The sequence below is a fragment of the Frateuria sp. Soil773 genome (assembly GCF_001428405.1).
Lineage (GTDB): Bacteria > Pseudomonadota > Gammaproteobacteria > Xanthomonadales > Rhodanobacteraceae > LMSL01.
Window position 1 is genome coordinate 19,160 of the sequence record NZ_LMSL01000004.1, and the last position, 25,789, is coordinate 44,948.

Below are 25,789 nucleotides of genomic sequence, written 5' to 3' on the forward strand. Positions count from 1 at the left end.
GCTTACTGCATGTACCAGCCGTGGCTGACCACGATCGACTGCCCGGTCAGCGCGGCGCTCGGGAAGGTGGCCAGGTAAAGCGCGGTCTGCGCGATGTCCTCGACGGTGGTGAAGGTCGCGTCCACGGTGTCCTTCAGCATCACGTTCCGGATCACCTCGTCCTCGCTGATGCCCAGCTCCTTGGCCTGCTCGGGGATCTGCTTCTCCACCAGCGGGGTACGCACGAAGCCCGGGCAGATCACGTGCGAGCGCACGTTGTGCGGCGCGCCCTCCTTCGCCAGCGTGCGGGCCAGGCCGAGCAGGCCGTGCTTGGCGGTGACGTAGGCGGATTTCAGCTTCGACGCCTCGTGCGAATGCACCGAGCCCATGTAGATCACGATGCCGCCGCGGTCGCCCTGGTACATGTGCTTGAGCGCGGCCTTGGTGGTGAGGAAGCCGCCGTCCAGGTGGATCGCCAGCATCTTCTTCCAGTCGGCGAAGGCGAACTGCTCGATCGGGTTGATGATCTGCACGCCGGCGTTGGAGATCAGGATGTCGAGCGCGCCGAAGGCCGCCACCGCCTTGTCGGTGCCGGCGTTCACCGCCGCCTCGTCGGTCACGTCCATCGCGATGCCGATCGCCTTGCCGCCGGCAGCGTTGATCTGTGCCGCGGTGGCGTCGGCCGCCTGCTGGTTGATGTCGGCGATCGCCACGCTGGCGCCGTGCTTCGCGTAGAGCTCGGCGATCGCCTTGCCCAGGCCGCTGGCCGCGCCGGTGATGAGTGCCACCTTGCCGTCGAGACTTGCCATAACCACTCCTTTCGATGGGGAACGGGGAAAGCGGAACGGAATCGGGTCGTGCGGCCTGCCCGCCCTTGCACCCGTCATCCCCGCGAAAGCGGGGATCCAGTGACTTCAAGCGCCTGACAGGCGCTGGACTCCTGCTTTCGCAGGAATGACGGATGGAGGTCTGCGCACATGCCGCTCAGTGCGTACCTTCGGACAGATAGGTATAGCCGGTCAGGCCCTCGTTCAACGTGGCGAACAACCTTTCCGCCGCCTCGCCTTCCACGCCCGCCGCCGCGATGCGCTCGCGGTAGCTGCGCCGCAGCGCCTCCAGGTCGTAGCCGACGTAGTCGAGCATCAGGTCGGTGGTGTCGCCCCGGCGCCTGTGCGCGAAGACGTAGGAATCGCCGTCCACCCGCACGTTCACCGCGTCGGTGTCGCCGAACAGGTTGTGGATGTCGCCCAGGGTTTCCTGGTAGGCGCCGACCATGAAGATGCCCAGGCGGTAGCTCTCGCCGTCCTTCAGCGCGTGCAGCGGCAGGCTCACGTCCACGCCGTCGGCATCCACGTAGTGGTCGATGCGGCCGTCCGAATCGCAGGTGAGGTCCACGATCACGCCGCGGCGGGTGGGCTGCTCGTCCAGCCGCGCGATCGGCGCGATCGGGAAGATCTGCTCGATCGCCCAGATGTCCGGCACCGACTCGAACACCGAGAAGTTGACGAAGTACTTGTCCACCAGCTTCTCGTCCAGCTCGTCCAGCGCCTGCCGGTGCGCGCGCTCGGCGGGCAGCAGGCGCGCGCGCACCGCGTTGGCGATGGCGTAGAACATCTCGTCCAGCCGCGCGCGATCGGCCAGCGCGAGCTGCCCCAGCGCATACAGCGACTGCCCCTCGGCCAGGTGGTGCTGGGCCTCGTGGAACAGCTCCAGCGGCGGGCGCGCGTCCAGCTCCGCGTGCACCTCGCGCAGGTGGCGCAGCACGCTCGGCTCGTCCGGCTGCGCGGCGGGCATCGCGCCGGCGGGCACCGCCTCCACCTCGGTCACGTTGACCACCATCACCGCGTGGTGCGCGGTCATCGCGCGGCCGGCCTCGGTGAGGATGTGCGGCGCAGCCAGGCCTTCGGCGGCGACCGCCTCGGCCAGCGACTGCACGATGGTCGAGGCGTACTGCTCGATCGAATAGTTGATCGAGTTGTGGCTGCGCGAGCGCGAGCCTTCGTAGTCCACGCCCAGGCCGCCGCCGACGTCGACGATCTCCAGCGGCACGCCCAGCCGGGTCAGCTCGACGAAATAGCGGGTGGCCTCGCGCATGCCGTTGGCGATGTCGCGCACGTTGGAGATCTGCGAGCCCATGTGGAAATGCTGCAGCTTCAGCGTGTGCTTGAGCCCGGCCCGCTCCAGCCGCCCGATCAGGTCGAGCACCTGCGCCGGCGACAGCCCGAACTTGCCCTTGTCGCCGCCGGTGTTCTGCCACTTGCCGGCGCCGATGGACGCCAGCCGCACGCGCACGCCGAGCAGCGGTTCCACCTCCAGCGCCTTCGCCTCGGCGAACACGTGGTCCAGCTCGGACAGCTTCTCGATCACGATGAACACGCGCAGGCCGAGCTTGCGCCCGATCAGCGCGAGGCGGACGTATTCGCGGTCCTTGTAGCCGTTGCAGATCACGATGGAGCCGGGCCGCGCCATCGCCAGCACCGCCATCAGCTCGGGCTTGGAACCCGCCTCCAGGCCGAAGCCTTCGGCGCCTGCGGCCACCAGCTCGCCGGCCACGCCGCGCTGCTGGTTCACCTTGATCGGGTAGACGGCGGTATAGCCGCCCGCGTAGTCCCATTCGCCGATCGCCTTGGCGAAGGCGCCCTGCAACCGCGCGAGGCGGTCGGCGAGGATGTCCGGGAAGCGCACCAGCAGCGGCAGCCGCAGGCCCTCGGCGCGGGCGCGCTCGACGATCTGCGGCAGCGACAGCGCCGGCCCGCCCGGGCCACGCGGGCGCATCACGACGTGGCCGGCCGCGTCGACGTCGACGTAGCCGTCGCCCCAGTGCGGCACCGCGTAGGTGTGGCGGGCCGCTTCGATAGTCCAATGGTTCGCCATCAGCGAAATCTCCTTGTACCAACGGATGATGTCGTCGCAGCGGCGAGCCTTGACGGATGCAGGAACGCAAGCCCTCCGGCCGGAAGCCTCGCACGCCGCGGGGCCGGTGGAGCCTGTCGGCGCGGCCACCGCGGCGTCGCGGTGGCCGGCCAGGCTGCCATTGTAATGGCCGTCCGCGACAATATGCGGTTAATGGCGGCCGCCGGTCAGGCCCGGTTGCCGCTACAATCGGCTTTCTTTGTCTTCCCACTACGCTTTAAGCAGGATCACCCGCCATGTCGCAGCAGCTCAGCTGGTTCACCGAGGCCCACCAGACCTCCGGCTCTTCCATCGGCTTTCGCGTGGAGAAGCTGCTGCATGCGGAAAAGACCCCGTTCCAGACCATCGAGATCCACCAGACCACCGACTGGGGCAACCTGATGGTGATCGACGGCTGCGTGATGCTGACCGGCCGCGACAACTTCCTCTACCACGAGATGATGACCCATCCGGCGCTGTTCACCCATGCGCGCGCCAAGCGCGTGGTGATCATCGGCGGCGGCGACTGCGGCACGCTGCGCGAGGTGCTCAAGCACGAGGAAGTGGAGAAGGCCACCCAGGTAGAGATCGACGAGCGGGTGACGCGGCTGGCCGAGCAGTACTTCCCCGAGCTGTGCGAATCGAACAACGATCCGCGCGCGGAACTGCTGTTCATCGACGGCATCAAGTACATGGCCGAATGCGAGCCGGAGTCGCTGGATCTGGTGATCGTCGATTCGACCGACCCGGTCGGTCCGGCCGAGGGCCTGTTCAACGCCGCGTTCTACGCAAGCTGCTTCAAGGCGCTGCGCCACGGCGGCATCCTGGTGCAGCAGTCGGAATCGCCGCTGGCGCACATCGAGCTGATCAAGTCGATGCGCTCGGCCATGCGCACCTCCGGCTTCAGCGCGGTGAAGACGCTGCCGTTCCCGCAGCCGTGCTACCCGACCGGCTGGTGGAGCTGCACGATGGCGCGCAAGGGCGGCGACCTGTCCGGTTTCCGCGAGCGCGGCGCCGCAGCCAAGGGCTTCCCCACCCGCTACTACAACGCCGAGGTCCACAAGGGCGCGCTGGCGCAGCCGGAGTTCATGCGCGAGGCGCTGGGCGAGTAAGCCCTGCGCGGGCGACGGGGAACGCACAACCGCGTTCCCCGGCCGGCTAGAACAGCTTGGCGCGCACCTTCGGCAGCAGCACCAGCGCCAGCGTGGCGAGCGGGCCGAATACCAGCGACAGCAGGAACCAGATGCCGCCGCTGCGGTTCTTGCCCTGCGCCAGCCCCGCGTTGATCAGTGCCAGCGTGCCCCAGCCGACGAACCAGGGCGCGCGGTCGGCGAACATCGAAAAGTGCTCCACTACGGCTCTCCTGTACGGTCGCACGAGTACCTGACGCGTCAGGCGAGCGGCCATGCTAACAAGCGCGGCCGCGCTTGCGGGCGGCGCCCGGCCGCTGGATCAGGCGGGCTTAATCCGGTATGGGTATGCTGGCCGCTTTATTTCTGTCGGGAGAACACCATGCGTGGATGGCGCCCTCTGATCCTCGGTCTGGCCTGCGTCCTGGCGGCCGGCACCGCCGCAGCCGTCCCGGCCGCCGGCAAGGCCGAGCGCGCACGCACCAAGGCCCTGATCGCCTTCCAGCGCGACCTGGTCAGCGTGATCGCCCCGCGCGCGGACGCGCTGCCGCTGCTCGGCGCCGCCCTGCTGGCCCGGCCGCTGCAGGACCAGCCCGAGTTCAACAGCTTCCATTACCTGATCCAGCGCGCGGTGACCGCGCCCGGCCACGGCCCCGCGATGAGCTGGGTGCGGCTGGCCGACTGCGACGACAAGGCCGGCGCCTGCCCAAACGCCGACGCGCTGGCCGTGCTGGTCACCGAGGCCCCGGACAACGCCGCGGTATGGCTGCTCAAGCTGGGCCAGGACGCGCGCGACAACAAGCGCGACGAGGCCCGCGCCGACCTGGCGCGCGCCGCCGCGGCCAAGCTCTACGACGACTACACCGGCAGCAGCCTGCAGGCGCTGGCCACCACGGTGAGCGTGCTGCCGCCGCCGGCGGAGACGATCGACCCGAAGTCCGCCGCCGGCGCGGCCGGCGTGCAGGCCACGCTGGTGTTCGGCATGGCCGGCACCCAGCCGCAGCCCGGGCTGCAGGCCACCGCCCGGCTGTGCGAGGACGCCAAGGAGGACGCCGCGCTGAAGGCCGACTGCCTGAAGCTCGGCAAGACCCTGGAATGGGGCTCCAGCCCGCTGGCCCGCTCGCTCGGCCTGCACCTGCGCGAAGTGCTAGCCGACGACCCGGCGCAGCAGGAAGACGCCAGGCACGCGCGCCGCAACCTGATCTGGCAGGTGCAGAACTTCGCCCAGCTATCGGCGCGCGCGGCCACCGACAAGGCGCTGGCGCAGCACCTGCTGGCGCTGGCGCGCACCGGCGGCACCGAGATGAGCCTGCTGCTGAAGGCGCTGCGCAACTACCAGTTGCCGACCGAGGCGCCGGCCGACTGGCAGCCGCATCCGGACAGCCACAGGCCGTAGCCCGCATCCGCACGGCCCGGACCCGGGCCGCGCGCCCACTCCCCATTCCCGGCATCTCCGGTTAGGCTGGCCGCACCTGACTGCAAGGGAGCGGCGCATGCTTACGGTGCTGGTGGCAAGCAGCAAGGGCGGTTGCGGCAAGAGCACGCTGGTGACCCAGTTGGCCTCGCACTGGGCGCAGGAAGGCCGGCACACCGCGATCGTCGATGCCGACCGGCAAGGCTCCAGCTACCGCTGGGCGACCCTGCGGCCGGACGGCGTGCCCGGCGTGCTCGGCCTGGAAGGCGGCCGCAAGGCACTGCAGAAACTGCCGCCGGACACCGACCGGGTACTGATCGACACGCCCGCCGGCTCGCACGAGCGCGAGCTGGAACCCTACCTGGAGCAGGCCAGCGTGCTGCTGGTGCCGGTGCTGCCCTCCTCGTTCGACCTGCACGCCACGCTGGATTTCCTCGGCCATCTCGGCGGCATCGCGCGGATCAGGCGCGGCAAGCTGCCGGTGGCGCTGGTCGCCAACCGGCTCAAGCCATGGACCCACGCCAGCCAGGACGCGGTCGCCCAGCTCGCCGAGCAGTCGCCGTTCCCGGTCGTCGCGCAGTTGCGCGACAGCCAGGCCTACGTGCTGCTGACCGCGCTGGGCAAGGGCATCTTCGACTACCACTCCGAACAGGTGCGCAACCAGCAGCAGGACTGGGCGCCCCTGTTGCGCTGGATCAAGCGCCAGCACTGAACCGCCTCGACCGCCCGCCGCGCCGGTCGCGGCCCACTTTCCGCCCGGAGCCTTCCATGCACGAACTGATCCTGTTGCGTCACGCCGAAGCGGTACCCGCGGCCAGCGGCGGCGACGACCGCGAGCGACCGCTGAGCCAGCACGGCGAACAGGAGGCGCGGGCGGCCGGCCAGTGGCTCGCCGCGCACGGCGCGCGGCCCGAGCGCGTGCTCTGCTCGCCCGCCCGCCGCACCCGGCAGACCGCCGACCTGGCGCTGGCCGCTGCCGGCAATGCGCTGGCCGCGCAACTGGCCGACGAAATCTACGACGCCACGCCCGGCGAACTGCTCGCCCTGCTCGACCAGCACGGCGACGCCGGCACGGTGATGCTGGTGGGCCACAACCCCGGCATCGAGCGGCTGGTGGCCCTGCTGGTCGAGGGCCGCTCGGACGAGTTCCGCGGCATGCCGCCGGGCGGCCTCGCCGTGCTGCACCTCGACGGCGCGCTGGAGCCGGGCAACGCCCGCCTGGATGCCTTCTGGTCGCCGTGAGGCGGATCCGCGTCGCGCTCCTCGGTCTGGCGGGCCTGCTGCTCGCCGCCGGTCCCGCCTGCGGCACCGACTACCGCATCGACAGCAGCCGCTCGCAGGCCGACTTCGGCGTGCGCCTGCTGTGGCTGCACACGGTCAACGGCCGCTTCGACCGGCTGGCCGGCGACATCCACGTGGACCCGCAGGGCATGGCCCAGGTCGACGCGCACATCGCGGTGGAGAGCCTGGCGATGAGTTCCGCCCGCGTGCGGCGCTGGGTGCTGGCGCCGGAATTCTTCGATAGCGCCCGCTATCCCTCCATCCGCTTCCTCTCCGCGCCGCTGCCGTTCGCCACGCTCGCCCGGGGCGGCGCGCTGGACGGCCGGCTCAGCCTGCGCGGGGTCACCCGTCCCGTCAGCTTCGAGCTGCTGCCGGCCCGCTGCGCCGACGGCGACGCGCAGCCATGCCTGATCCGGGTGCACGGCCAGTTGTCGCGCAGCGCCTTCGGCATGGACAGCCACCGCACCGCGCTGTCGGACCAGGTCGATCTGGACCTGCTGATCGTGCTCGATCCTGCCACGCGCTAGCCGCCCCCGTATCATGTCGGCCATGCCGCATCGCCGTACCTTCCTCCTGCCGCTCCTGCTCGCCTTCGTCGCGCTGCTGCAAGGCTGCAGCCTGTCGCGCTCGCAGATCCGCCGCGCCGACTACCTCGTCGCCGCCAGCGCCGATGCGAACAGCGATTGCCGGCAGGCCGACCGCTGCGCCATCGACTCGCCGCTGCTCGACGCCGCCGACCAGGCGCTCGCCGCATCCACCCCCGCCCGGCCGCAGCACGTCGTCGCCCTGCTCGGCGACAGCGAGCCGGCCCTGGCGGCGCGGCTCAGCCTGATCCGCGCGGCGAAGCACTCGATCGACGTGCAGACCTACATCTGGGACGAGGACGACGCCGGCAAGCTGATGCTGGACGAACTGGTGCAGGCGGCGCGGCGCGGCGTGAAGGTGCGCATCCTGGCCGACCAGCTCGGCTCGTTCGACGACCTCGCCCTGCTCGACCGGCTGGCCCGCGTGCATGCCAACTTCCAGGTACGGCTGTACAACCCGACCTTCCAGAAAGCCCACACCGCGCCGGTGGAATGGGCCGCCGGCATCCTGTGCTGCTTCCTCAACTTCAACCAGCGCATGCACAACAAGGTGCTGCTGGTGGACGATGCCGCCGGCATCACCGGCGGACGCAACTACCAGAACCGCTATTTCGACTGGGACGACGACTTCGACTACGTCGACCGCGACGTGCTGGTCGGCGGCCCGGCGGCCCGTGCGATGGCGAGCAGCTTCGCGTTGTTCTGGCAGCACAAGCGCGCGGTGCCGCTGACCCACCTGCGCGACGTCAACCGCCACATCCTCGACCACCCGGCCCCGCCCGGCTGGCCGCCGCCGCAGTACGACCATCCGCAGCGCGTCTACCGCGTGCAGCAGGAGGCCGAGGACACCGAATGGCTGCGCGCGCACGTGCTCGCGCACAGCATCCGCACCGGCCAGGTGGATTTCTTCAGCGACCTGCCGGCCAAGACCGAGCAGCCGCGCCAGCGCGACGCGCGCGCATTCACCCGCCGGGTGATGCAGATGGTCGGCAGCGCCAGGAGCGAGGTGGTGCTGCAGACGCCCTACCTGGTGATGAGCAAGCGGGCCCGGCGCATCTTCGAACGGCTGCACGCGCAACGGCCGCCGCCGCGCATCGTCGTGTCGACCAACTCGCTCGCCTCCACCGACGCGTTCGCGGTGTACGCGATGTCGTACAAGCACCGCAAGCGCTACCTGAAGAAGTACGGCTTCGAGATCTACGAGCTGAAGCCGCACGCGCTCGGCCCGGCCGAGGCCAACGCCTGGGCCAGCATGGAATGGCACGGCGCCGCCGCGCCGGCCGCGCGCACGGGCGAGGATACGCACGTCGTGGACGTGGAAACCCGCGGCCTGCTCGGCAGCCGCGGCAGCCGCAACCGGCCGGCGCCGCTGGTCAGCGAGGGCCGCCGGTTCGGCCTGCACGCGAAGTCGATCGTGGTCGACGACGCCTTCGCGATGGTCGGCTCGCACAACTTCGATCCGCGCTCGGACCACTACAACACCGAGGCCGGGGTGATCGTCTACGACCGGCGCTTCGCCGACCAGTTGCGCAGCGCGATCATGCGCGACACCGCGCCGCAGAACGCCTGGGTGATCGCGCCGCGCAGGCCGGTGGTGCCGGTGCTCACCGACATCAACCAGGCGATCGGCGACATTTCCGAGAGCCTGCCGCTGTTCGACTTCTGGCCCTACCGCTACGCCACCAGCTACGAGCTGAAGGACGGCTGCACGCCGATGCGCCCGAGCGACCCGGCGTTCTTCAGTTGCTACAAGCCGGTGGGCGACTTCCCCGACGTGGCGCTGTCGTTCAAGCTGATCTATACGCGCCTCATCACCGCCTTCGGCGTCGGCGCCACCGGCATCCTGTAGGGCTCGGGCCCTGTTCGCGATCCTTCCAGTTCAAAATCCTTCCATCGGCCCAGTCGCCTCGTCGTCATTCCTGCGAGGCGCTTTTCAACAGCCGCAGGGCTGGTCAAGCAGGAAGCGCTTTTCAACAGCCGAAGGGCTGGTCATCCAGTGACTCGATGCTCCAAAGATCAAAGACGCTGGATCCCAGCTTTCGCTGGGATGACGTTTCGTTTGGATCGCGTTTCATGCCATTCGTCATTCCTTCGGCTTTCAACGGCCGCGGGGCTGGTCAAGCAAGGGTGCTTTAACGGGCGAAGGGCCGATCATCCAATGGCTGTTTCCTCGAAAACTCAACGACGCCGGGCTCCGCCCTGCGGCTGTTGAAAGCCGCCAGCGATGACGTTTCACGGGGGATACCCGGAGATCGCGGACAAGCCCTCAGGGCGCGTGGGCGAGGCGCTCGCCGCTGTCGAAGCGCATCGGCAGGTCGCCGCTGAAGCCGTCCGGACGGTCGGCCGGCACCGCGAAGCGCCAGCGGCCGACCGTGGCCAGGGCATGCGCGTCGAGCACCGGATCGCCGCTGGAGCTGCCCACCGCCGCATGGCGCACGCGGCCCGCGCCGTCCACCGCGATGCGCAGCACCACGCGGCCGTCGAGGTGGCCGCGCAGGTCGGCATATGGCGTCTGCGGATCGGCCGGCGTGCTGAGCGGCGTCAGCACCGGCGGCGGCGCGGCTTCGTCCGCCACCGCCTGGGCTACGCCGGAATCCGGCACCGGCCGGCGCACGGCGACCGGCACCGCCGCACGGCGCGCGGCACGCTGCGCCACGGCCGGCGCGTGCCGGGGCGCGTGGCGCGGCTGGGCCGCCATGCGCGGCAGTCCGGCCCAGCCGGCGGTCTGCCCGCTGAGCCAGCCGGTGCCCGCCGTGCCCACGATCAGCGCGAGCAGGCTCAGGCCGGCGGTGGTGCGCAAGCGCAGCATCGCTCAGCCGGCCCGCGCGAAGATGGACGTCCGGACGGCCATTTGCCTGACTCAGCGCTCCAGGATCATCGTGACGCCCATGCCGCCGGCGGTGCAGATCGAGATCAGCCCGCGGCCGGAACCCTTGCGCTCGAGCTCCTTCGCCAGGGTGGCTACGATGCGCGCGCCGGTGGCGGCGAACGGATGGCCCACGGCGAGGCTGGAGCCGAGCACGTTGAGCTTCGCCGGATCGATCGCGCCCAGCGGGGCGTCGCGGCCGAGCCGGTTCTTGCAGTAGTCGGCCGACTCCCACGCGCGCAGCGTGCACAGCACCTGCGCCGCGAAGGCTTCGTGGATCTCGTAGAAATCGAAGTCCTGCAGGGTCAGCCCGTGGCGGTCGAGCATGCGCGGCACCGCGATGGTCGGCGCCATCAGCAGCCCTTCGCCGTGCACGAAATCCACCGCGGCGACCTCCGCGTCGCGCACCCAGGCCTGGATCGCCAGCCCGCGCTGCGCCGCCCAGCCTTCGCTGGCCAGCAGCACCGCGGCGGCGCCGTCGGACAGGCCGGTGGAGTTGCCCGCGGTGAGCGTGCCCTGGCCTGAGCTCTTGTCGAACGCCGGCTTCAGCGCGGCGAGCTTTTCCATCGTGGTGTCGGGGCGCAGGAAGCCGTCGCGCTTGAGGCCGCGGAACGGCACCACCAGGTCGTCGAAGAAGCCCGACTCGTACGCGGCGGCGAGCTTGCGGTGGCTTTCCAGCGCGAGCCGGTCCTGCGCCTCGCGGGTGATGTGCCATTCCTTCGCCATCTTCTCGCAGTGGTCGCCCATCGACATGCCGGTGCGCGGCTCGGCCACGCCCGGGAACGAGGGCTTGAGCTCCTTCAGCGAGAAGTCGCGGGTGGCGGCGGCCAGCTTGTCCTGCCAGCCCTTGGCGCGGTTGATCGCCAGCAGCCGCTTGCGCAGCCGCGGGCTGTACACGATCGGCACGTCGCTGGTGGTGTCCGAGCCGCCGGCGATGCCCGCCTCGATCTGCCCGGCGGCGATCTTGTTGGCGATGATGATGGTGTTGTCCAGCGAGGTGCCGCAGGCGCGCGCGGTGGTGATGCCGGGCGTGGTCGGCGCCAGCCCGGAGCTGAGCAGCGCCTCGCGCGCGAGGTTCCAGTCCGAGGCGTGCTTGATGACAGCGCCCATCGCCACTTCGCCCAGTTCCACGCCGTGCAGCCCGTAGCGCTCGACCAGCGCGCCGAGCACCTTGACCGACATGCCGAAGTTGCCGACGTCGGCGTAGGCAGTGTTGTTGCGGCAGAACGGAATGCGCACACCACCGATCACACCGACGCGCTTCTGCGTGTTTTCCATGTCCTGGACGGTTCCACGATTCGAGTTCAGCAAGGCTAGCGCGCCCCGCCAGGCGGCGAAAGCCCGAAAGCGCGAATGCTAGAATCCCGGTTCTTTGCCGTTCGGGTTTGTCGTCACGTGGAAGCCTCCCCGCTGGTTGCCCTGCCGATCGTGCTCGCGCTGGAGCTGTCGCCCGGCGAAACGCCCCGGCAGCTCACCCTCGGCCGCGACGAGGCGGCCGAACTGGCGGCGCTGGTCGCCGCCGACCTGCACGCGCTGGTGCCGCCGGTGGCCGAGGCGCGCCTGGCGCTGGCCGGCGCGCTGTTCGACGCGGTCGAGCTGCTGCGGCCGGGCTTCCCGGCGTGGGCCACGCTGGACGAACTGGCGCGCCGGGTGCCGCGCGGCCACCTGGAGAACGTGGTCGCCTTCGGCACCCACGAAGGGCGCATGCCGGCGCTGCCGCTGCAGCCCGACCCGGCCTATGCCGAGGGGCCGATGCGGCTGCTGCCGTTGAGCCTGCTCGCCGCGGACACGCTCGCCGCCGGCCTGGCCGAGCGGCTGGAAGTCGAGCTGGTGGGCCGCGGCGAGGCCGGCGAACGCACCGCCGACTGGCTGATGCGCACGTTCGGCGTACGGCTGGAGCATGCGCGCTACCTCAGCCGCAACGACCTGCTCGCGCTGACCTGCGTGCAATACGAGCACGTGAACCTGGCGCCGCTGTGGACGCTGCTGGAAGCGGCCCTGCTCACGCCGTACCGCGAGGAAGACGTGCTCAGCGCACGCGGCCTTCCGCTGCGCTACGCCGAAGGCAAGGTGCATGCGCAGTCGCCCGCGCAGTGGCTGCACGGCCAGGCCGGCGACAACGCCCGGCGCGCGCACGACTTCGCCGGCATCGTGTTCGAGCTGCGCCAGTACGCCGCCCTGCTCGACGCGCACGGCCTGCCGCTGGCGCTGCGCGACGCATCCCCCGGCGACGGTGCGACCCTGCCCGGCGTCCTGCTGGAAACGCTGGACGAAGCGGCGGCCGGGCACGGAGCGGTGCAGTTGTATGCGCACGAGGCGCCGGGCCTCGGCATCGTGGCGGTCACCGTGGCGCAGTCGCGCGGTGGCCGGACACATCCGCTGGCCCACGCCTATCCGCTGCGGCCGCAGGCCCTGGGCGGGCTGGTCGCGTGGCTGGCCGAACGCTACGGCGCACCCGCGGAGCTGCATGCGCTCGGCCGCATCGTGCTGGACGCGGACGGCCGCCTGGGCGCGCCGGCGCCGGTGCTGCACTGAGCAGCACCGCATCGAGCCACGCCGTATCAACCCAGGCTGTATCGACCCGGGCTGCACCGGCCAGGCGGCCCCGATCGGCCATCCTGACCAACTGTTCTGAAGACCGTGCCGACCCGCAACGCCCGGCCGGTCACTCGCCGCCCAGCGCCTGCTCGTACATGAAGTAGTGGCAGCGCTGCATGCCCAGGTCGGCATAGGTCGACTGCGCGCGCCGGTTCTCGGTTTCCACGTAGAGGCGCAGGCCGACCGCGCCGGCTTCGCGCGCGCGCCGCGAGACCTCGGCGTACAGCGCGCGGAACACGCCGCCGCGGCGGGCCTGCGCCACCACGTAGACGCTCTGGATCCACCAGAAGTCGCCGGCGCGCCAGTCGCTCCACTCGTAGGTGACCAGCAGGCAGGCCACCGGCGCGCCCGCCTGTTCGGCGACCAGGTAGAAACCGCGCCGCGGCTCGTCGAAGACCGCGGCCACGCCGCGCGCGAGCACGCCGCGGTCCAGCGCCTTGGCTTCGGTTTCCCACGCCATCGCGGCGTTCCACTCGACCAGGTGCGGGAGGTCGTCGCGCCTTGCCGCGCGGACGGTGACGGCCATGCCGGGCTCCTTCATGGGGTGCGCCGCCGGCGCGAGGCGCCGAGCTTGCGGGTCAGGGTGTTGCGGCCGACGCCGAGCGCGGCGGCCGCGTGCTGCCGGTGGCCGCCGTGCGCCGCCAGCGCCGCTTCGAGCAGGCTGCGGTCCAGCGCCTCGCGCGCCCGCGCGTGGATGTCCGCCTCGCCCCGCGCCAGCGCCTCGTCCGCCCACTCGCGCAGCGCGTCGGTCCAGTCGCCGGACGCCTGGCCCGCCTGGCCGGCGCCGAGGTCGGCGGGATGGATCTCGGCGCCCGGCGCGATCACCGCGAGGCGCCGGCACAGGTTTTCCAGCTCGCGCACGTTGCCGGGAAAATCGCGCTGCTCCAGCGCCTTCAGCGCGGCGCGGGCGAAGCGCTTGGGCGGCAGCTTCAGCTCGACCGCCGCCGATGCGAGAAAGTGCCGGGCCAGCAGCGGGATGTCGCTGCGCCGGCTGCGCAGCGCGGGCAGCTCGATGCGCACCACGTCGAGCCGGTGCTTGAGGTCGGCGCGAAACTGGCCGGCGGCGACGCGCGCATCCAGGTCCTGGTGGGTGGCCGCGACGATGCGCACGTCGCCGCGGATCAGCTCGCGCCCGCCGACGCGGTAGAACTCGCCGCCGGCGAGCACGCGCAGCAGCCGCGTCTGCAATGCCAGCGGCATGTCGCCGATCTCGTCCAGGAACAGGGTGCCGCCCTCGGCCTGCTCGAAGCGGCCGGCCACCCGCCGGGTCGCGCCGGTGAAGGCGCCGGCCTCGTGGCCGAACAGCTCGCTCTCCAGCAGTTCGCTGGGGATCGCCGCGGTGTTCAACGCGACGAACGGCTTGCCGCGGCGCGCGCTTTCGTCGTGCAGCGCGCGCGCCACCAGTTCCTTGCCGGTGCCGGTCTCGCCGGTGACCAGCACGTTGAGGTCGCTCGCCGCGACGCGCCCGATCAGCCGGAACACCTCGCGCATCGCCGCGCTCTCGCCAAGCAGCGCATGTGCCGGCGCCGCCGGTGCGGCCGCAGCCGGCGCCGGTACGGCATGGCCGGCCAGCGCGCGCTGCACCGCCGCCACCGCCTGATCGAGATCGAACGGCTTGGCCAGGTAATCGACGGCGCCGGCGCGATAGGCCGCGGCCGCGGTGGCCACGTCGGTATACGCGCTCATCACGATCGCCGGGCCGAGCCCCTGCGCCTTCCACTGGTCGAGCAGGGCCAGGCCGCCCTCGCCGGGCATGCGCACGTCGGTCAGCAGCAGCGCCGGGCGCGCCTCGCGCAAGGCCGCGCGCACGCCTGCCGCCTCGCCGAACTCGCGCACCGCCAGCCCGGCGTCGCGCAATGCCTCGGCCAGCACGAAGCGCACGCCGCGGTCGTCGTCGGCGATCCAGATTTCCGGCGGTACGGTCCGGTCAGTCATGCGCGCGCTCCAGGGGCAGGTACAGCGAGAACACCGTCTCGCCCGGACGGCTGGCGCTGCAGCGCAGGTCGCCACCGTGCTCCTGCGCGATCTCGCGCGACAGCGCCAGCCCGAGCCCGCTGCCGTCGGCGCGGCCGGACACCAGCGGCTGGAACAGGCTGTCGCGCAGGGCGTCCGGCACGCCGGCACCGTCGTCGATCACGTCCAGCCGCAAGGCGCTGCGCAGCACCCGGTCGCCGAAGCGCAACCCATGCTCGGCGCGGGTGCGCAGGGTCAGCGAGCGGGCGCCGGCCTCGCGCGCGTTGCGCGCCAGGTTCAGCAGCACCTGCAACAGGCGGTCCGCGTCGGCGTGCAGGTCCGGCAGGCTGGGGTCGTAGTCGTGGCGCAATTGCAGCGGCGCCGGTTCGGCCTGCAGCAGTTCGCCCAGCCGCTCCAGCAGGCGATGGACGTTCAGCGGTTCCAGGCGCGGCGCGCCCTCGTGGTGCAGCAGCCGGTTGGCCAGTTCCGCCAGCCGGTCGGCCTCGGCGATCACCATCGCGGCCAGGGCGCGCAGGTCCGCATCGTCCAGCCGGCGCTGCAGCAACTGGGCGGCGCCGCGCAGGCCGGCCAGCGGGTTCTTCACCTCATGCGCGAAGCCGCGCAGGGTTGCCGACAGCGGCGACGCGGCCGCCGCCGGCTCGCCCAGCACGTGCACCTCCAGCAGCAGCCGGCCGTCGTCGAGCGGCTGCATCGCTACGTCGGCGTCCGGCGCACCGTCGCGCAGCGCCTGCAACGGCACCGCGCGCAGTTGCAGCGGCCGCTGCTCGGCCAGGGCGCGCGCCGCCTGCGCCACCGCTTCCGGCTCGCGCAGCAGCGTCGCCAGCGGCTGCCCGAGCACGCTGCGCGGCCCCAGCCGCCACTGCTCGGCCAGCGCCGGATTGATCCATTGCAGGCGCAACTGCGCATCGACCAGGGCCAGCCCGGTCGCCATCTGCTCCGCCACGTCGCGCCAGGCTTCCTCGCTCATTGCACCATCATGGCCAACGCACACTATTGGTGCAACCGATATGGCCCGGATCGCCCGGCTATCCCGCCTTGCGCTCATCGACCGCCCGTTTTCCAGCCTCCGGCCCGGATATTCGCCCAGGCGCGGTTGCGATGACGCCCACCGGCCCGCTCCCATGCCGGGGCATGACCCAGGGCAGCGCCGCCGCCACGCCGTACCGTGCGCTCACCCCGCGTCCCAGTCCATCCACTCGCCCGGCGCCATCGGCTGGATCGTCACGGACTTCGCGCGGGCGGCCGCACGCAGGCGTTCGATGGAATGCCCGGCTTCCACGTAGTCGTCCATGCCGGAGATGCCGTAGTGGATGGGTACCAGGCGCCGCGCGCCGAGGATGTCCGCGGCTGCCACCGCCTGTTCCGGCGTGAGCACGCCGGGTTGGCCGCTGACCGGCTTGCGCCAGCCGAAGTGCGCGCCGTTGACCGGCAGGAAGGCGGCGTCGAACGGCCCGAACTGGCGGCCGATGCGCCACCAGTACCCGTGCCACAGCGTGTCGCCGCCGTGGAAGATGCGCCGGCCTCCGGCCGACACCACCCACGACACCTGCGGATCGCCGTAGCCGTCCATCGCGGGCACCGCCGTCGCGGTGAAATCGCCGAGGAGCTGCGGCTCCCACAGCGCGGCCGGCCGTGCGCGCGCATGCGGCGGCACGGGCAGCGGGTTCGTCCCGGCCGGATGGATCAGGACACCGCCGCGGCGGAGGGCGTCGGCCGCTGCCCGCGCATCGAAATGGTCGGGATGGATGTGGGTGACCAGGACGTACGCGTCGCCGACCGCGTCGTCGACGGGAACCAGCCGGTCCTTGAGCGCGCTCCCCCATGCCGCCGGATCGACCAGCGGATCGATGAACAGCGTCGCCCCCGGCAATTGCAGGCGCAGGCCCGCCCATGCGAGGCGCTGGATGCGCAACCCGGCCCCGGCGGCGGCGAAGGCGACCCTGCCCGGAAGCAAGGTCCCGGCGGCGAGTCCGGCGCATGCAGCAAGGAAGCCGCGGCGGTTCATGCGCACTCCCCGCGCGCCGCGAGCGCCGCATCAAGCGCGAAGATGGACTGCGCGACGACGGCCTCCAGGTTGCGCCGGTGCCACTCGCGTTCGAATGCGGACGGCTCCACCCCCGGCGCAAGACAGTCTTCGATCCGGATCGACGCGATGCGCTCGTCCGCCGCTTCCGGTGCAAACCCGGTGCGCAACCGCACCACGGTGTCCGCCAGCGAGTCGAGGTAGTGGATGGCATTGTCGAGCACGCCGGCGGCGAACCGCCCCATGTGGCCGCCGATCACCGTGCCGCGGCCGAACTGCTTCATCCGGCCGATGGCCGAGCGCATCAGCGCGGGGTCCGCCTTCGAGAGATAGACGATGTTGCCGACGATGTTGTCGCCGGCGCAGACCAGATCGGCGGTGGGCACGTCCACGCTGACGTGGTCCATGGTCTTGCCGGGGTTGTGCACGAAGCGCAGCTCGTGCCGCCCCCAGCGCACCGTCATCGCGCCGTCGAACAGTACCCGCGGCTCGCGGTAGAACGCATCGACCCGCCGGTTCTGCGAAAGGAAGGCATGGCGATGGTGCCGGTGCGCGATCGTCAGCGCATCCGCGAACAGCGGCATGCCGGCGACGTGGTCGCTCATGAAATGGGTCGCCGCGACGATGCGCACCGTCCTGCCCATCTCCCCGCACAGCACCTGGCGGAGCCGGCGCGCGTCGTCCGCGCCGCCGAGCGAGTCGACCAGCAGCGCGTCGTCGCCGTCGAGGAAGACGGTGGCGACCGACTCGTAGTCGTCGCCGACGAACATCAGCACGTCGGAATCCAGCTCTTCGAATCTCACGATGATCGCCCGCCGTTCAATGGCGTCATCGTCGCCAGGCGCATCGGAGCGCGGCAAACGAGTTTTTTTCCGCCCACATTAGAAAAAGTAACTTGATAGGATGCAGGCCACACCCCAGGCCCGAAGCGATAGCGATTGTGAAACCGCGCCGTCCCGCCCCGCTCAACGCGCTTCGGGCCTTCGAGGCGGCCGCGCGATGCCGCAGCTTCCAGGCTGCCGCCGCGCAGTTGTTCGTCACTCCAGCGGCGGTCAGCCACCAGGTGAAGCGCCTGGAGGCCTACCTGGAAACGGAGCTGTTCCGGCGCGGCCATCGCTGCGTCGAACTGACCGCCGAGGGCGAGGCGCTTGCCACGTCGCTGGGCGAGCTTTTCGGACAGCTCGACCTGGCCCTGGACCGGGCCACCGCGCCCGCGGCCGCGCATCTGCGCGTCAGCACCGTGGAATCCTTCGCCGCGAAATGGCTTGCGCCCCGGCTGCACCGGTTCCACCGCGACCATCCCGATCTCAAGGTCCGCATCGAAACCGGCGACGAGCACGCCGATGTCGCCCACGGCGGCGTCGACGTCGCCATCCGCTACGGGCCCGGCGGCTATACGGGCGTACGCGCCGAGCGGCTCATGGAGGCCCAGTCGTTTCCGGTCTGCGCGCCTTCGCTGGCGGTTCCGCCGCTGACGGCACCTTCCGACCTGCGCCACCACACGCTGCTCCACGATGAAAGCGCCGCCGGACGCCCCGGCGTGCCGGACTGGCCCGCATGGCTGGAAGCTGCCGGCGCAAGCCAGATGGACGCCGCCCGTGGCCCGGTCTTCGCAAGCATCTACCTCGCCCAGGAGGCCGCGGCCGCCGGGCACGGCGTTGCCCTGGGCGTCGCCCCGCTGGTTGCGGAGGACCTCCGCCGCGGCCGCCTGGTCAGGCCGTTCGGCCACGCCCTGCCCAACGCCTACGCGTTCTGGATCGTCCGCCGGCGGGGCGCCGGCAACCCGGCCGTCGATGCCTTCTGCCGCTGGCTGCGCAAGGAAGCCTCCGCGGAGCAGGTTCTCCGCGGGCAACGTCGCAGCGGCGAGAGCGGAGGGCTCGAATAGGCAACCTGGACATCAGACGATCTGGACATCGCGCCTCAGGGCGACTCGACTGGACCGACCCGTCGATGGACATGCCGGGCCCGGAGCGCCGACGCATGCTCACGGTGCCCCTGGGCAGGACCGCGGATCGTCGGCGATGGCGTGCACCGTCATTCCGCATTCGCGCAATCGCTTGCGGCCCGGCCGGGCGCGCGGCAACGAAATCACCTGCGCGAACCGCCCTTGCAGCCAGCGGCAGCGCAAGCCCTTTCGATGCCGGAAACCCGGCCGGCGGCACACGTCTTCGGCAGGCCAATCCGCCGGCATGGCACGCAGACCGCAGGCAGCATTGAACCGCAGCGCCTGCCTAGGCATGCTGTGCGCAGGACACGGGGGAATCGCAATGCAGTTGCTGAGGCTGGACCAGTTCGCCGGGCGGCTCAACGAGACGTTCGACGTGGATATGGAGCATGGGCGCGTGCCGTTCGTGCTGGTGGAAGCGCGACCCCTGCCATACCAGCCCATGCCCGGCCTGGCGCGCGAGCCGTTCTCGCTGCTGTTCCGCAACGAGGCGGCCATCGTGTTTCCGCAGCGCATCTACAACATGCGCAACACGTTGATGGGCGAATTCGGGATCTTCCTGGTGCCGGTCGCGCGCGACCGCGACGGCTTCCTCTACCAGGCCGTATTCAACTGAGCGATGCGCCGGGCCAGCGCATCAGCCGGTGCGCGCCCTCGATCGCCAGCGGCGCGAAGCCGAGACGTTCGTACAGTCGCCGGGCACGCTCGTTGTGCATTTCGACGTGCAACCGTACGCCACAGCCTTCCGCGGCGGCGCGCTGCTGCACGGCGTCGATCAACGCGCCGCCCACGCCCTGTCCCTGCTGGTCGTCCAGCAGGCTGATGTCGACGATCAGGTAGTCCGGCGCGCGGCGCTGCAGGTAGAGCCGCCCCACGGCTTCGCCGGCCCGCTCCAAAAGCAGGAAGTCGGCATCGGCGAAATGAACGAGGTAGTGCCGGTGCTGCAGCGCGAACTGGCTGTCGAGGAACTGTTCCTTGACGGCATCCGGCCAGGGCACGGCGGCCAGTTCGGCGGCCCGCACCTGGCCGTACAGCCGGCGCAGGAACGCCAGGTCGCCGGCCACGGCCGGCCGCAGGGCGAACTCCCGGCCGGCCAGTGCGGGCGGCGCGTGCAACCGGTCCGCACGACCGGCCGGGAAAGCGGCTGGCGATGCCTGCATCAATTGAACGAGGGGTATACCCCTTGCAGGGCGATGCAGAAATTCACCGCCAGGTAGGGCTGGCGGTTCTCGTGCGGCTGGTTGCCACCGGCCGGAGCGATGCTGTTGAGGGCGAACGGCGCATTGGCCGCGGCATTCGCCGCGAACGGCGAGATCTTGGTCGGCGTGCTCAGGGCGTTGCCGGTCGCCGGCGTCCCGGTGCGCTTGGTGGTATCGCTCTGCGAAAGCAGCGTCAGCGCATGGGTGTGTGACGGGATCTGGGTGGTGAGCAGGGTCACGCCATTCTCGCCGAACGTCCCGCCGATGGTGCGCGACGTCAGGCCCGGGCCCTGGCCCTGGCTGCACGGTGCGCGCCCGACCAGGTTGGGCAGCTGGAACGTGGTCGTGCCGTCGCCGCCGTACTGCGTGCCGAGCAGCGAGAACAAGGCGGTGTTCTGCGTGATCCGCAGGGTCGCCCCGTTGCAGAAGGCCCACGCGTAGGGCGCGAAGTTGAAGCCGAACAGCTGGATCTCGCCGGTATATGGTGTAGTCATTGTTTTCCCCTTGGCGTCGCCCGCGGCATCGAGGCGCGGGCAGGCGCGACGTCAGTTCTGCGACGGAAAGATGCCGGCCCAGGCGATGCAGAACGATACGGTCTGCGTGGGCATCAGGTTGTCGTGCGGCTGGGTGCCGCCGCTGGGCGACACGGAAGCAGCCGCCGGTAGCTGGGGCGTCGCGCCGGTCATGTCCGTGACGTACATCGTGTCGTCCGCCAATGCGCCCGGCTGCACGGTGTTGCCCGGGGCCGTGGCACTGGCGGGCGAGGAGGTGGCCATCAGCAAGTGGCTGTGCGTGGGTATCTGGGTAGGCAACAAGGTCACCTGCTCGGTGCCGGCGGCTTCGCCGATGACGCGTAGGGAGAGGCCCTGGCCCTGGCCCTGGTGCATCGGCAACTGGCCGCGCAGGTCGGGCACGCCGAAGGTGGTCACGCCGTCGCCACCGTAGGTGGTACCCAGCAGGGTGTAGAGGACCTCGTACTCCGAGATCGGCTTGAGGCTGCCGTCGCAGGCGAACCAGCCGCTGGGAATGCGCGAAAAGCCGAAAAGCCGGATTTCTCCGACGTAACAAGTGCTCATGATTCTGGCTCCGATCCGGAAAGGCGCCGCGAGGCGGCGGAACGTCTCAGTTGCGCGAAGGGAAGATGCCGCCCAGGGCGATCGCGAAGCTGATCGTCCGGTAAGGCTGCATGTTCGCGTGGGGCTGATCGCCGCCGCTGGCGCCGAGGTTCTGTTGCGCCAGCGCCACCTGCGCACCCGTCGACGGGCCGTACAGTGCTTCGCCGCTGCTGGCGCCCAGCAGGTTCCCGACTGGCGAACGCGCGCCGCCGGTGGTACTGGTGCCGATCAGCCCGTGCGTATGCGCGGGAAGCTGAGGGGTAAGCACGGTGACATTCTCCGCGCCGCCCAATGCCCCCTGCGTATACGGTGCCGGCTGCCAGGCCGGGTCGGCCGAAGCGCCGCTGCCGACCGGTACCCGGCCGCGCAGGTCGGGAAGCGCGAAGGTGGTCCGGCCGTCGCCTCCGTACTGGACACCCAGCAGGCTGAACAGCGCCTGGTTCTGGTTGACCGCCATCAACTGGCCGTTGCACAGCGCAAAACCGCGCTGCGCAAAGCCGAACCCGGTCAGCATGATCTGACCGATGTAGTACTCGCTCATCCGGATGTCCCCCTGTGACGCGTCCTTGGCCTCACTAGCCGCGGAACGCGGGCGCTGCACTGTCGCTCAACGATGGCCGCCTTGACAAGTACCCCGGACCCGCCTCTGGCCGGCACGCCCGGGACAGGCGCACGGTCGACCCAAGCGGCACTTTCAACCGCGCCTGATTGCTGATTCAATAGCCGCCGCATCAGGGGCGCTGGCGACTCAAGGCCAGCCGTCACGGGTTTCGGAACGACCTATCGACCATGCCAGTGGAGCAGCCCGAGCGAACGGGCGCTCCGAACAGGGGAACCATCCACCGATCGACATGCAGCCAGGTCATGGTTCGCAAGCGTTCGCGTGGATTCAAGGGGAAACAACATGCAGCAGACGGTGCAGTGCACAGGGAAGGCGCGCGCGCGGCGCGACGTCTGGGCTTCTTGCTTGCGTTGGCTGGCAGCCGCCTGTCTCGCCATCGGTACGATGGGGCCGGCATGGGCGGCGTGTCCGTCGATCGTCAATCTGACCGTGGCGGCCGGCGGTACCGTCGCCATCCCCTGTGCACAGCAATGGGGCTTCCTTGAGGTCGACCCGGCCACCACGTATCCGACGGACTATGGCCACGTCAACGTCATCCCGGGCTGGACGTACGCCCCCCAGTACGTCAACACCAGCGGAGCCGGCCAGACGGACAGCTTCTACCTGACCGACGGCGAGACCGGTGCCGGCATCGGCGACCCGAACGCCCGGGTCCACCTGATCATCACCATCCTCCCGACCGGCCTGACGGTCAACCCGGCGACGCTGCCCGCCGCCACCGTGGGCACGTTCTATACCCAGACCTTCACCGCCTCGGGCGGCACGACGCCGTACCACTATGCGGCAACCACCACGCTGCCCGCCGGCCTGTCGCTCGACAACAGCACCGGCGTGCTCAACGGCATTCCCACGGCAACCGGCAGCACCTCGATCACCGTGAAGGCCACCGACGCGAACAACGTCAGCGGCACCGTGAGCCCGACCCTGGTCGTGAACGCCGGCGTGCCCGGCAAGCCGACGATCACCGGCGCGACGGCGACGACCAGCGGCGGCCTGCCCGCCGCCAGCATCGCTTTCAGCACCCCGCCGGACAACGGCTCGGCGATCACCGGCTACACGGTCACCGCCAGTCCCAGCAATGCCACCTACACCGGCACCGGCTCGCCGATCCTGGCGACCAACCTGACGGCGGGCACCACCTACACCTTCACGGTGAAGGCGACCAACGGCGTGGGCCCCGGCCCGGCCTCGGACCCCTCGGCCGGCGTCATCGCCAAGCGCGACCAGACCATCGCCTTCGCCAACCCGGGCACGCAGAATTTCGGCACCACGCCGACCCTGACCGCCACGGCCACCTCGGGACTGATGCCGACCTTCAGCTCGAGCACCACCAGCGTGTGCACCGTCACCAGCGGCGGCACGCTCACCTTCGGGTCCACCGGCATCTGCAGCATCACGGCCAGCCAGAGCGGCGACGGCAGCTATTTCGCGGCACCGGACGTCAGCCAGCAGTTCTCCGTCGCTGCGGTGGCCCCCGGCGCGCCGACCATCGGCACGGCCACGGCCGGCAATGCACAGGCCGAGGTCAGCTTCACCGCGCCGGCCTCCAACGGCGGCGCCGCGATCACCGGCTACACGGTCACCTCCGACAATGGCATCACGGCCACCGGCACCGGTTCGCCGATCACGGTGACGGGCCTGCAGAACGGCACGGCCTATACCTTCACCGTCACCGCGACCAACGCGGCCTCGATCACCGGCTCGCCCTCGGCAGCTTCCAACCAGGTCACCCCGACCGCGCCGCAGACCATCGGCGGGTTCAGCGCCACGCCCGGCGCGCCGGTGTTCACGCAGGGCGGCACCTTCGCCGTTGCGGCCACGGCCAGTTCGGGCCTGCCGGTGAGTTTCGGGATCACATCGGCTTCCAGTTCGGTCTGTTCGATCGCCGGCAGCACGGTCACCATGCTGTCCCCCGGCACCTGCTCCGTGACGGCGGACCAGGCGGGCAACGCCGCCTACCAGCCGGCACCGCAGCAGACGCTCGCCGTCGTCATCAGCGCACCGCCCCCGCCGGTGGCCGGCCCGGTCAACGCCACGGTCGGCTACAGCAGCAGCGCCAACACGATCACCCCGGTCATCACCGGCGGCACGGCCGACACGATCGCGGTGACGCCGGCCACGCACGGCACCGCCACCGTCAACGGCCTCAACATCGTCTACACGCCCACCGTCGGCTATTCCGGCAACGACAGCTTCGCCTACACCGCCAGCAATGCGGGAGGCACATCCGCGCCCGCGATGGTCACCGTGCAGGTGAGCAATCCCAGCATCACCATCAGCACCTCGGCGCCGCTCACGGCAAACGTCGGCAGCACCTACAGCCAGACCTTCACCTGGAGCGGCGGCAACGCGCCGTACGCCCACTACAGCGTCGACAACCTGCCCGCCGGCCTCGGCATCACCGGCAGCACCGCCGACAGCGTCACCATCTCCGGCACGCCGACGGCGGCCGGCACGTTCAACCTGATCGCCAGCGCGCGCGACAGCAGCACGGGCAATGGGCCGTTCACCACCGGCCAGCTCTTTACCCTGACCGTCAACGCTCCCGCCCTGGCGCTGTCCCCGGCCGGCGGTACGCTGGCGGGGAGCTATGGCAACGCCTACTCGCAGGCGTTCGGCGCCAGCGGCGGTACCGCTCCCTACGGCTATTCGCTGATCGGAACGCTGCCGGCCGGATTGAGCTTCGATGCCGCCACGGGCTCGATCTCGGGCACGCCGACCCAAACCGGCAGCTTCCCGATCTCGGTCACCGCCATCGACAGCAGCACCGGTACCGGCGCGCCGTTCTCGGTGTCGAACAGCTACACCCTGCAGATCAGCGCGGCCACCATCACGCTGACACCCACAACGCTGCCCAACGGCACCGTCGGCACCGCCTACCCGGCCGCCAGCTTCGGCGCCAGCGGCGGCATCGGACCGTACAGCTATGCCGCCGGCACCCTGCCGGCGGGCATGGTGTTGTCCGCGGGCCAGCTCGCCGGCACGCCCACGGAGGCGGGCAGCTTCTCCGTCACCGTCACCGCGACCGACGCGCACGGCCAGACCGGCAGCCACGTCTACAACTTCAACATCGGCGCCCCCGTACTCACGCTGGCCCCGGCCTCGCTGCCGAACGCCACCGCCGAGACGGCCTACTCGCAGACCCTCGGCGCCAGCGGCGGCACCGCGCCGTACAGCTACGCGTTCACCGGCAACCTGCCGACCGGGATCACCTTCGACAGCAGCACCGGCACGCTCTCCGGCACCGCGACGGTCAGCGGCGACTTCAGCTTCACCGTCAAGGCGACCGACAGCAGCACCGGCGCGGGCGCACCGTTCTCCGTCATGCAGAACTACACCCTGCACATCGACGCACCGACCGTCACCGTGACCCCGGCCACCCTGCCGGCCGCCATCGCAGGCACCGCGTATCCCACCACGGCGCTCAGCGCCAGCGGCGGCGCGGGTCCGTACTCCTACGCGTTGACCGGCACCCTGCCGGCCGGCCTCGGCTTCGATGCGGGCACGGCCACCTTCGCCGGCACGCCGACCGAAACCGGCAGCTTCACCTTCGCCGTCACCGCCACCGACGCGCACGGCTTCACCGGCACGGCCAACTACACCCTCGCCGTGTCCACCGGCACCCTCAGCCTGGCGCCGGGCAGCCTGCCCGACGCCACCGCCGAGACCGCGTACAGCCAGGTGCTGGCCGCCAGCGGCGGCGTGGCGCCCTACGCCTACACCGTCGCCAACGGCAGCCTGCCGGCCGGCCTCAGCCTCGACAGCGGCACCGGCACGCTCTCCGGCACGCCGACCGTCAGCGGCGACTTCAGCGTGGACATCAAGGCCACCGACAGCAGCACCGGCACCGGCGCCCCGGCCTCCGTCACGAAGACCTACGCCCTGCACGTCGCCGCACCGGTCCTCACGCTCACCCCGGCCAGTCTCGCGGACGGCACCGTGGGCGTGGCCTACTCTGCGGCGACGCTCAGTGCCAGCGGCGGTATCGGTCCGTACACCTACGTGCTGACCGGCACCCTGCCCGCCGGCATGAGCTTCAATGCCGGTACGGCCACCCTGTCAGGCACGCCCAGCGCGGCTGGCAGCTTCCCGCTGACGGCCACTGCCACCGATGCGCACGGCTTCACCGCCACCGCCCACTACACGCTGAAGATCGCGGCGGCAACG

The 25,789-nt window shown here is 70.8% G+C and carries 24 protein-coding genes; 10 read left to right on the forward strand and 14 right to left on the reverse strand.

Annotated features, from left to right (window positions below; all coding sequences use genetic code 11):
• Nucleotides 1-2: 2 nt before the first annotated feature.
• Nucleotides 3-788, reverse strand: a complete 786-nt coding sequence (locus tag ASG87_RS02870) for a 3-hydroxybutyrate dehydrogenase (protein WP_056000559.1) — start codon at nt 786-788, stop codon at nt 3-5.
• 175 nt (nt 789-963) lie between these two features.
• Entirely contained in the window at nt 964-2,853 is a 1,890-nt protein-coding gene (gene speA / locus ASG87_RS02875; protein WP_056000562.1) for an arginine decarboxylase, read from the reverse strand.
• Nucleotides 2,854-3,128: 275 nt separating this feature from the next.
• Between speA and speE the strand changes: the two genes are divergently transcribed.
• Nucleotides 3,129-3,983 carry a polyamine aminopropyltransferase gene (speE, locus tag ASG87_RS02880; protein ID WP_056000565.1) on the forward strand — a complete coding sequence of 285 codons (855 nt, stop codon included), beginning with the start codon at nt 3,129-3,131 and terminating at the stop codon, nt 3,981-3,983.
• 46 nt (nt 3,984-4,029) lie between these two features.
• Here the strand turns inward: speE and ASG87_RS02885 are convergent, their stop codons facing one another.
• The gene (locus ASG87_RS02885; RefSeq protein WP_056000568.1) at nt 4,030-4,224 is read right to left on the reverse strand and encodes a hypothetical protein; all 195 of its coding nucleotides are present in this window, start codon (nt 4,222-4,224) and stop codon (nt 4,030-4,032) included.
• A 159-nt stretch (nt 4,225-4,383) separates the two neighbouring features.
• On the opposite strand from ASG87_RS02885, the gene ASG87_RS02890 reads away from it, so the two are divergent.
• From ASG87_RS02890 to ASG87_RS02910, 5 genes are all read left to right on the forward strand, one after another.
• The gene (locus tag ASG87_RS02890; protein ID WP_056000571.1) at nt 4,384-5,397 is read left to right on the forward strand and encodes a hypothetical protein; all 1,014 of its coding nucleotides are present in this window, start codon (nt 4,384-4,386) and stop codon (nt 5,395-5,397) included.
• A 97-nt stretch (nt 5,398-5,494) separates the two neighbouring features.
• On the forward strand, nt 5,495-6,127 hold the full coding sequence (locus ASG87_RS02895; protein ID WP_056000574.1) for a ParA family protein: 633 nt from the start codon (nt 5,495-5,497) through the stop codon (nt 6,125-6,127).
• 56 nt (nt 6,128-6,183) lie between these two features.
• Nucleotides 6,184-6,657 carry a histidine phosphatase family protein gene (locus tag ASG87_RS20405; protein WP_056000577.1) on the forward strand — a complete coding sequence of 158 codons (474 nt, stop codon included), beginning with the start codon at nt 6,184-6,186 and terminating at the stop codon, nt 6,655-6,657.
• Nucleotides 6,654-7,223: a YceI family protein gene (locus tag ASG87_RS20410; RefSeq protein WP_056000578.1), complete on the forward strand. Its 570-nt coding sequence runs from the start codon at nt 6,654-6,656 to the stop codon at nt 7,221-7,223. Before ASG87_RS20405 ends, ASG87_RS20410 begins: the two co-directional genes overlap by 4 nt.
• A gap of 22 nt (nt 7,224-7,245) precedes the next feature.
• Nucleotides 7,246-9,129 (forward strand): phospholipase D family protein, encoded by a 1,884-nt coding sequence (locus ASG87_RS02910; RefSeq protein WP_056000780.1) that lies wholly within the window; start codon nt 7,246-7,248, stop codon nt 9,127-9,129.
• 417 nt (nt 9,130-9,546) lie between these two features.
• On the opposite strand, the gene ASG87_RS02915 is transcribed toward ASG87_RS02910, so the two are convergent.
• Together ASG87_RS02915 and ASG87_RS02920 are read right to left on the reverse strand one after the other, a co-directional pair.
• Nucleotides 9,547-10,089 carry an energy transducer TonB gene (locus tag ASG87_RS02915; RefSeq protein ID WP_056000580.1) on the reverse strand — a complete coding sequence of 181 codons (543 nt, stop codon included), beginning with the start codon at nt 10,087-10,089 and terminating at the stop codon, nt 9,547-9,549.
• 51 nt (nt 10,090-10,140) lie between these two features.
• Entirely contained in the window at nt 10,141-11,424 is a 1,284-nt protein-coding gene (locus ASG87_RS02920; RefSeq protein WP_056000582.1) for an acetyl-CoA C-acetyltransferase, read from the reverse strand.
• Between the two features lie 117 nt (nt 11,425-11,541).
• Between ASG87_RS02920 and ASG87_RS02925 the strand changes: the two genes are divergently transcribed.
• Nucleotides 11,542-12,681 (forward strand): hypothetical protein, encoded by a 1,140-nt coding sequence (locus ASG87_RS02925; RefSeq protein ID WP_056000586.1) that lies wholly within the window; start codon nt 11,542-11,544, stop codon nt 12,679-12,681.
• A 130-nt stretch (nt 12,682-12,811) separates the two neighbouring features.
• Here ASG87_RS02925 and ASG87_RS02930 read toward each other — a convergent pair whose 3' ends face one another.
• The 5 genes from ASG87_RS02930 to ASG87_RS02950 all read right to left on the reverse strand — a co-directional run bounded on the left by ASG87_RS02930 (nt 12,812) and on the right by ASG87_RS02950 (nt 17,544).
• Entirely contained in the window at nt 12,812-13,270 is a 459-nt protein-coding gene (locus ASG87_RS02930; protein WP_056000783.1) for a GNAT family N-acetyltransferase, read from the reverse strand.
• 11 nt (nt 13,271-13,281) lie between these two features.
• Entirely contained in the window at nt 13,282-14,679 is a 1,398-nt protein-coding gene (ntrC, locus tag ASG87_RS02935) for a nitrogen regulation protein NR(I) (protein WP_056000589.1), read from the reverse strand.
• Entirely contained in the window at nt 14,672-15,685 is a 1,014-nt protein-coding gene (locus ASG87_RS02940; protein WP_056000592.1) for an ATP-binding protein, read from the reverse strand. Before ASG87_RS02940 ends, ntrC begins: the two co-directional genes overlap by 8 nt.
• 204 nt (nt 15,686-15,889) lie before the next feature.
• Entirely contained in the window at nt 15,890-16,723 is an 834-nt protein-coding gene (locus ASG87_RS02945; RefSeq protein ID WP_056000595.1) for an MBL fold metallo-hydrolase, read from the reverse strand.
• On the reverse strand, nt 16,720-17,544 hold the full coding sequence (locus ASG87_RS02950; protein ID WP_056000598.1) for an MBL fold metallo-hydrolase: 825 nt from the start codon (nt 17,542-17,544) through the stop codon (nt 16,720-16,722). Before ASG87_RS02950 ends, ASG87_RS02945 begins: the two co-directional genes overlap by 4 nt.
• Before the next feature lie 137 nt (nt 17,545-17,681).
• Here ASG87_RS02950 and gcvA point away from each other — a divergent pair, with 137 nt between their 5' ends.
• The gene (gene gcvA, locus ASG87_RS02955) at nt 17,682-18,626 is read left to right on the forward strand and encodes a transcriptional regulator GcvA (protein ID WP_056000601.1); all 945 of its coding nucleotides are present in this window, start codon (nt 17,682-17,684) and stop codon (nt 18,624-18,626) included.
• Between the two features lie 382 nt (nt 18,627-19,008).
• Nucleotides 19,009-19,302, forward strand: a complete 294-nt coding sequence (locus ASG87_RS02960) for a hypothetical protein (RefSeq protein ID WP_056000603.1) — start codon at nt 19,009-19,011, stop codon at nt 19,300-19,302.
• Here ASG87_RS02960 and ASG87_RS02965 read toward each other — a convergent pair.
• The 4 genes from ASG87_RS02965 to ASG87_RS02980 are packed head-to-tail and all read right to left on the reverse strand — an operon-like array spanning nt 19,295 to nt 21,541.
• On the reverse strand, nt 19,295-19,846 hold the full coding sequence (locus ASG87_RS02965) for a GNAT family N-acetyltransferase (RefSeq protein ID WP_056000606.1): 552 nt from the start codon (nt 19,844-19,846) through the stop codon (nt 19,295-19,297). The genes ASG87_RS02960 and ASG87_RS02965 overlap by 8 nt on opposite strands.
• Nucleotides 19,846-20,379, reverse strand: coding sequence for a tail fiber protein (locus ASG87_RS02970; RefSeq protein WP_056000608.1), 534 nt, complete (start codon nt 20,377-20,379; stop codon nt 19,846-19,848). The genes ASG87_RS02965 and ASG87_RS02970 overlap by 1 nt, the downstream gene beginning before the upstream one ends.
• A gap of 51 nt (nt 20,380-20,430) precedes the next feature.
• Complete coding sequence (locus ASG87_RS02975) at nt 20,431-20,961, reverse strand: tail fiber protein (protein ID WP_056000609.1); 531 nt, start codon at nt 20,959-20,961, stop codon at nt 20,431-20,433.
• Nucleotides 20,962-21,007: 46 nt separating this feature from the next.
• Entirely contained in the window at nt 21,008-21,541 is a 534-nt protein-coding gene (locus tag ASG87_RS02980) for a tail fiber protein (RefSeq protein ID WP_056000612.1), read from the reverse strand.
• 465 nt (nt 21,542-22,006) lie between these two features.
• On the opposite strand from ASG87_RS02980, the gene ASG87_RS02985 reads away from it, so the two are divergent.
• Nucleotides 22,007-25,789 (forward strand): putative Ig domain-containing protein (locus ASG87_RS02985; protein ID WP_200948976.1); only part of this gene is annotated, 3,783 nt, incomplete at its 3' end.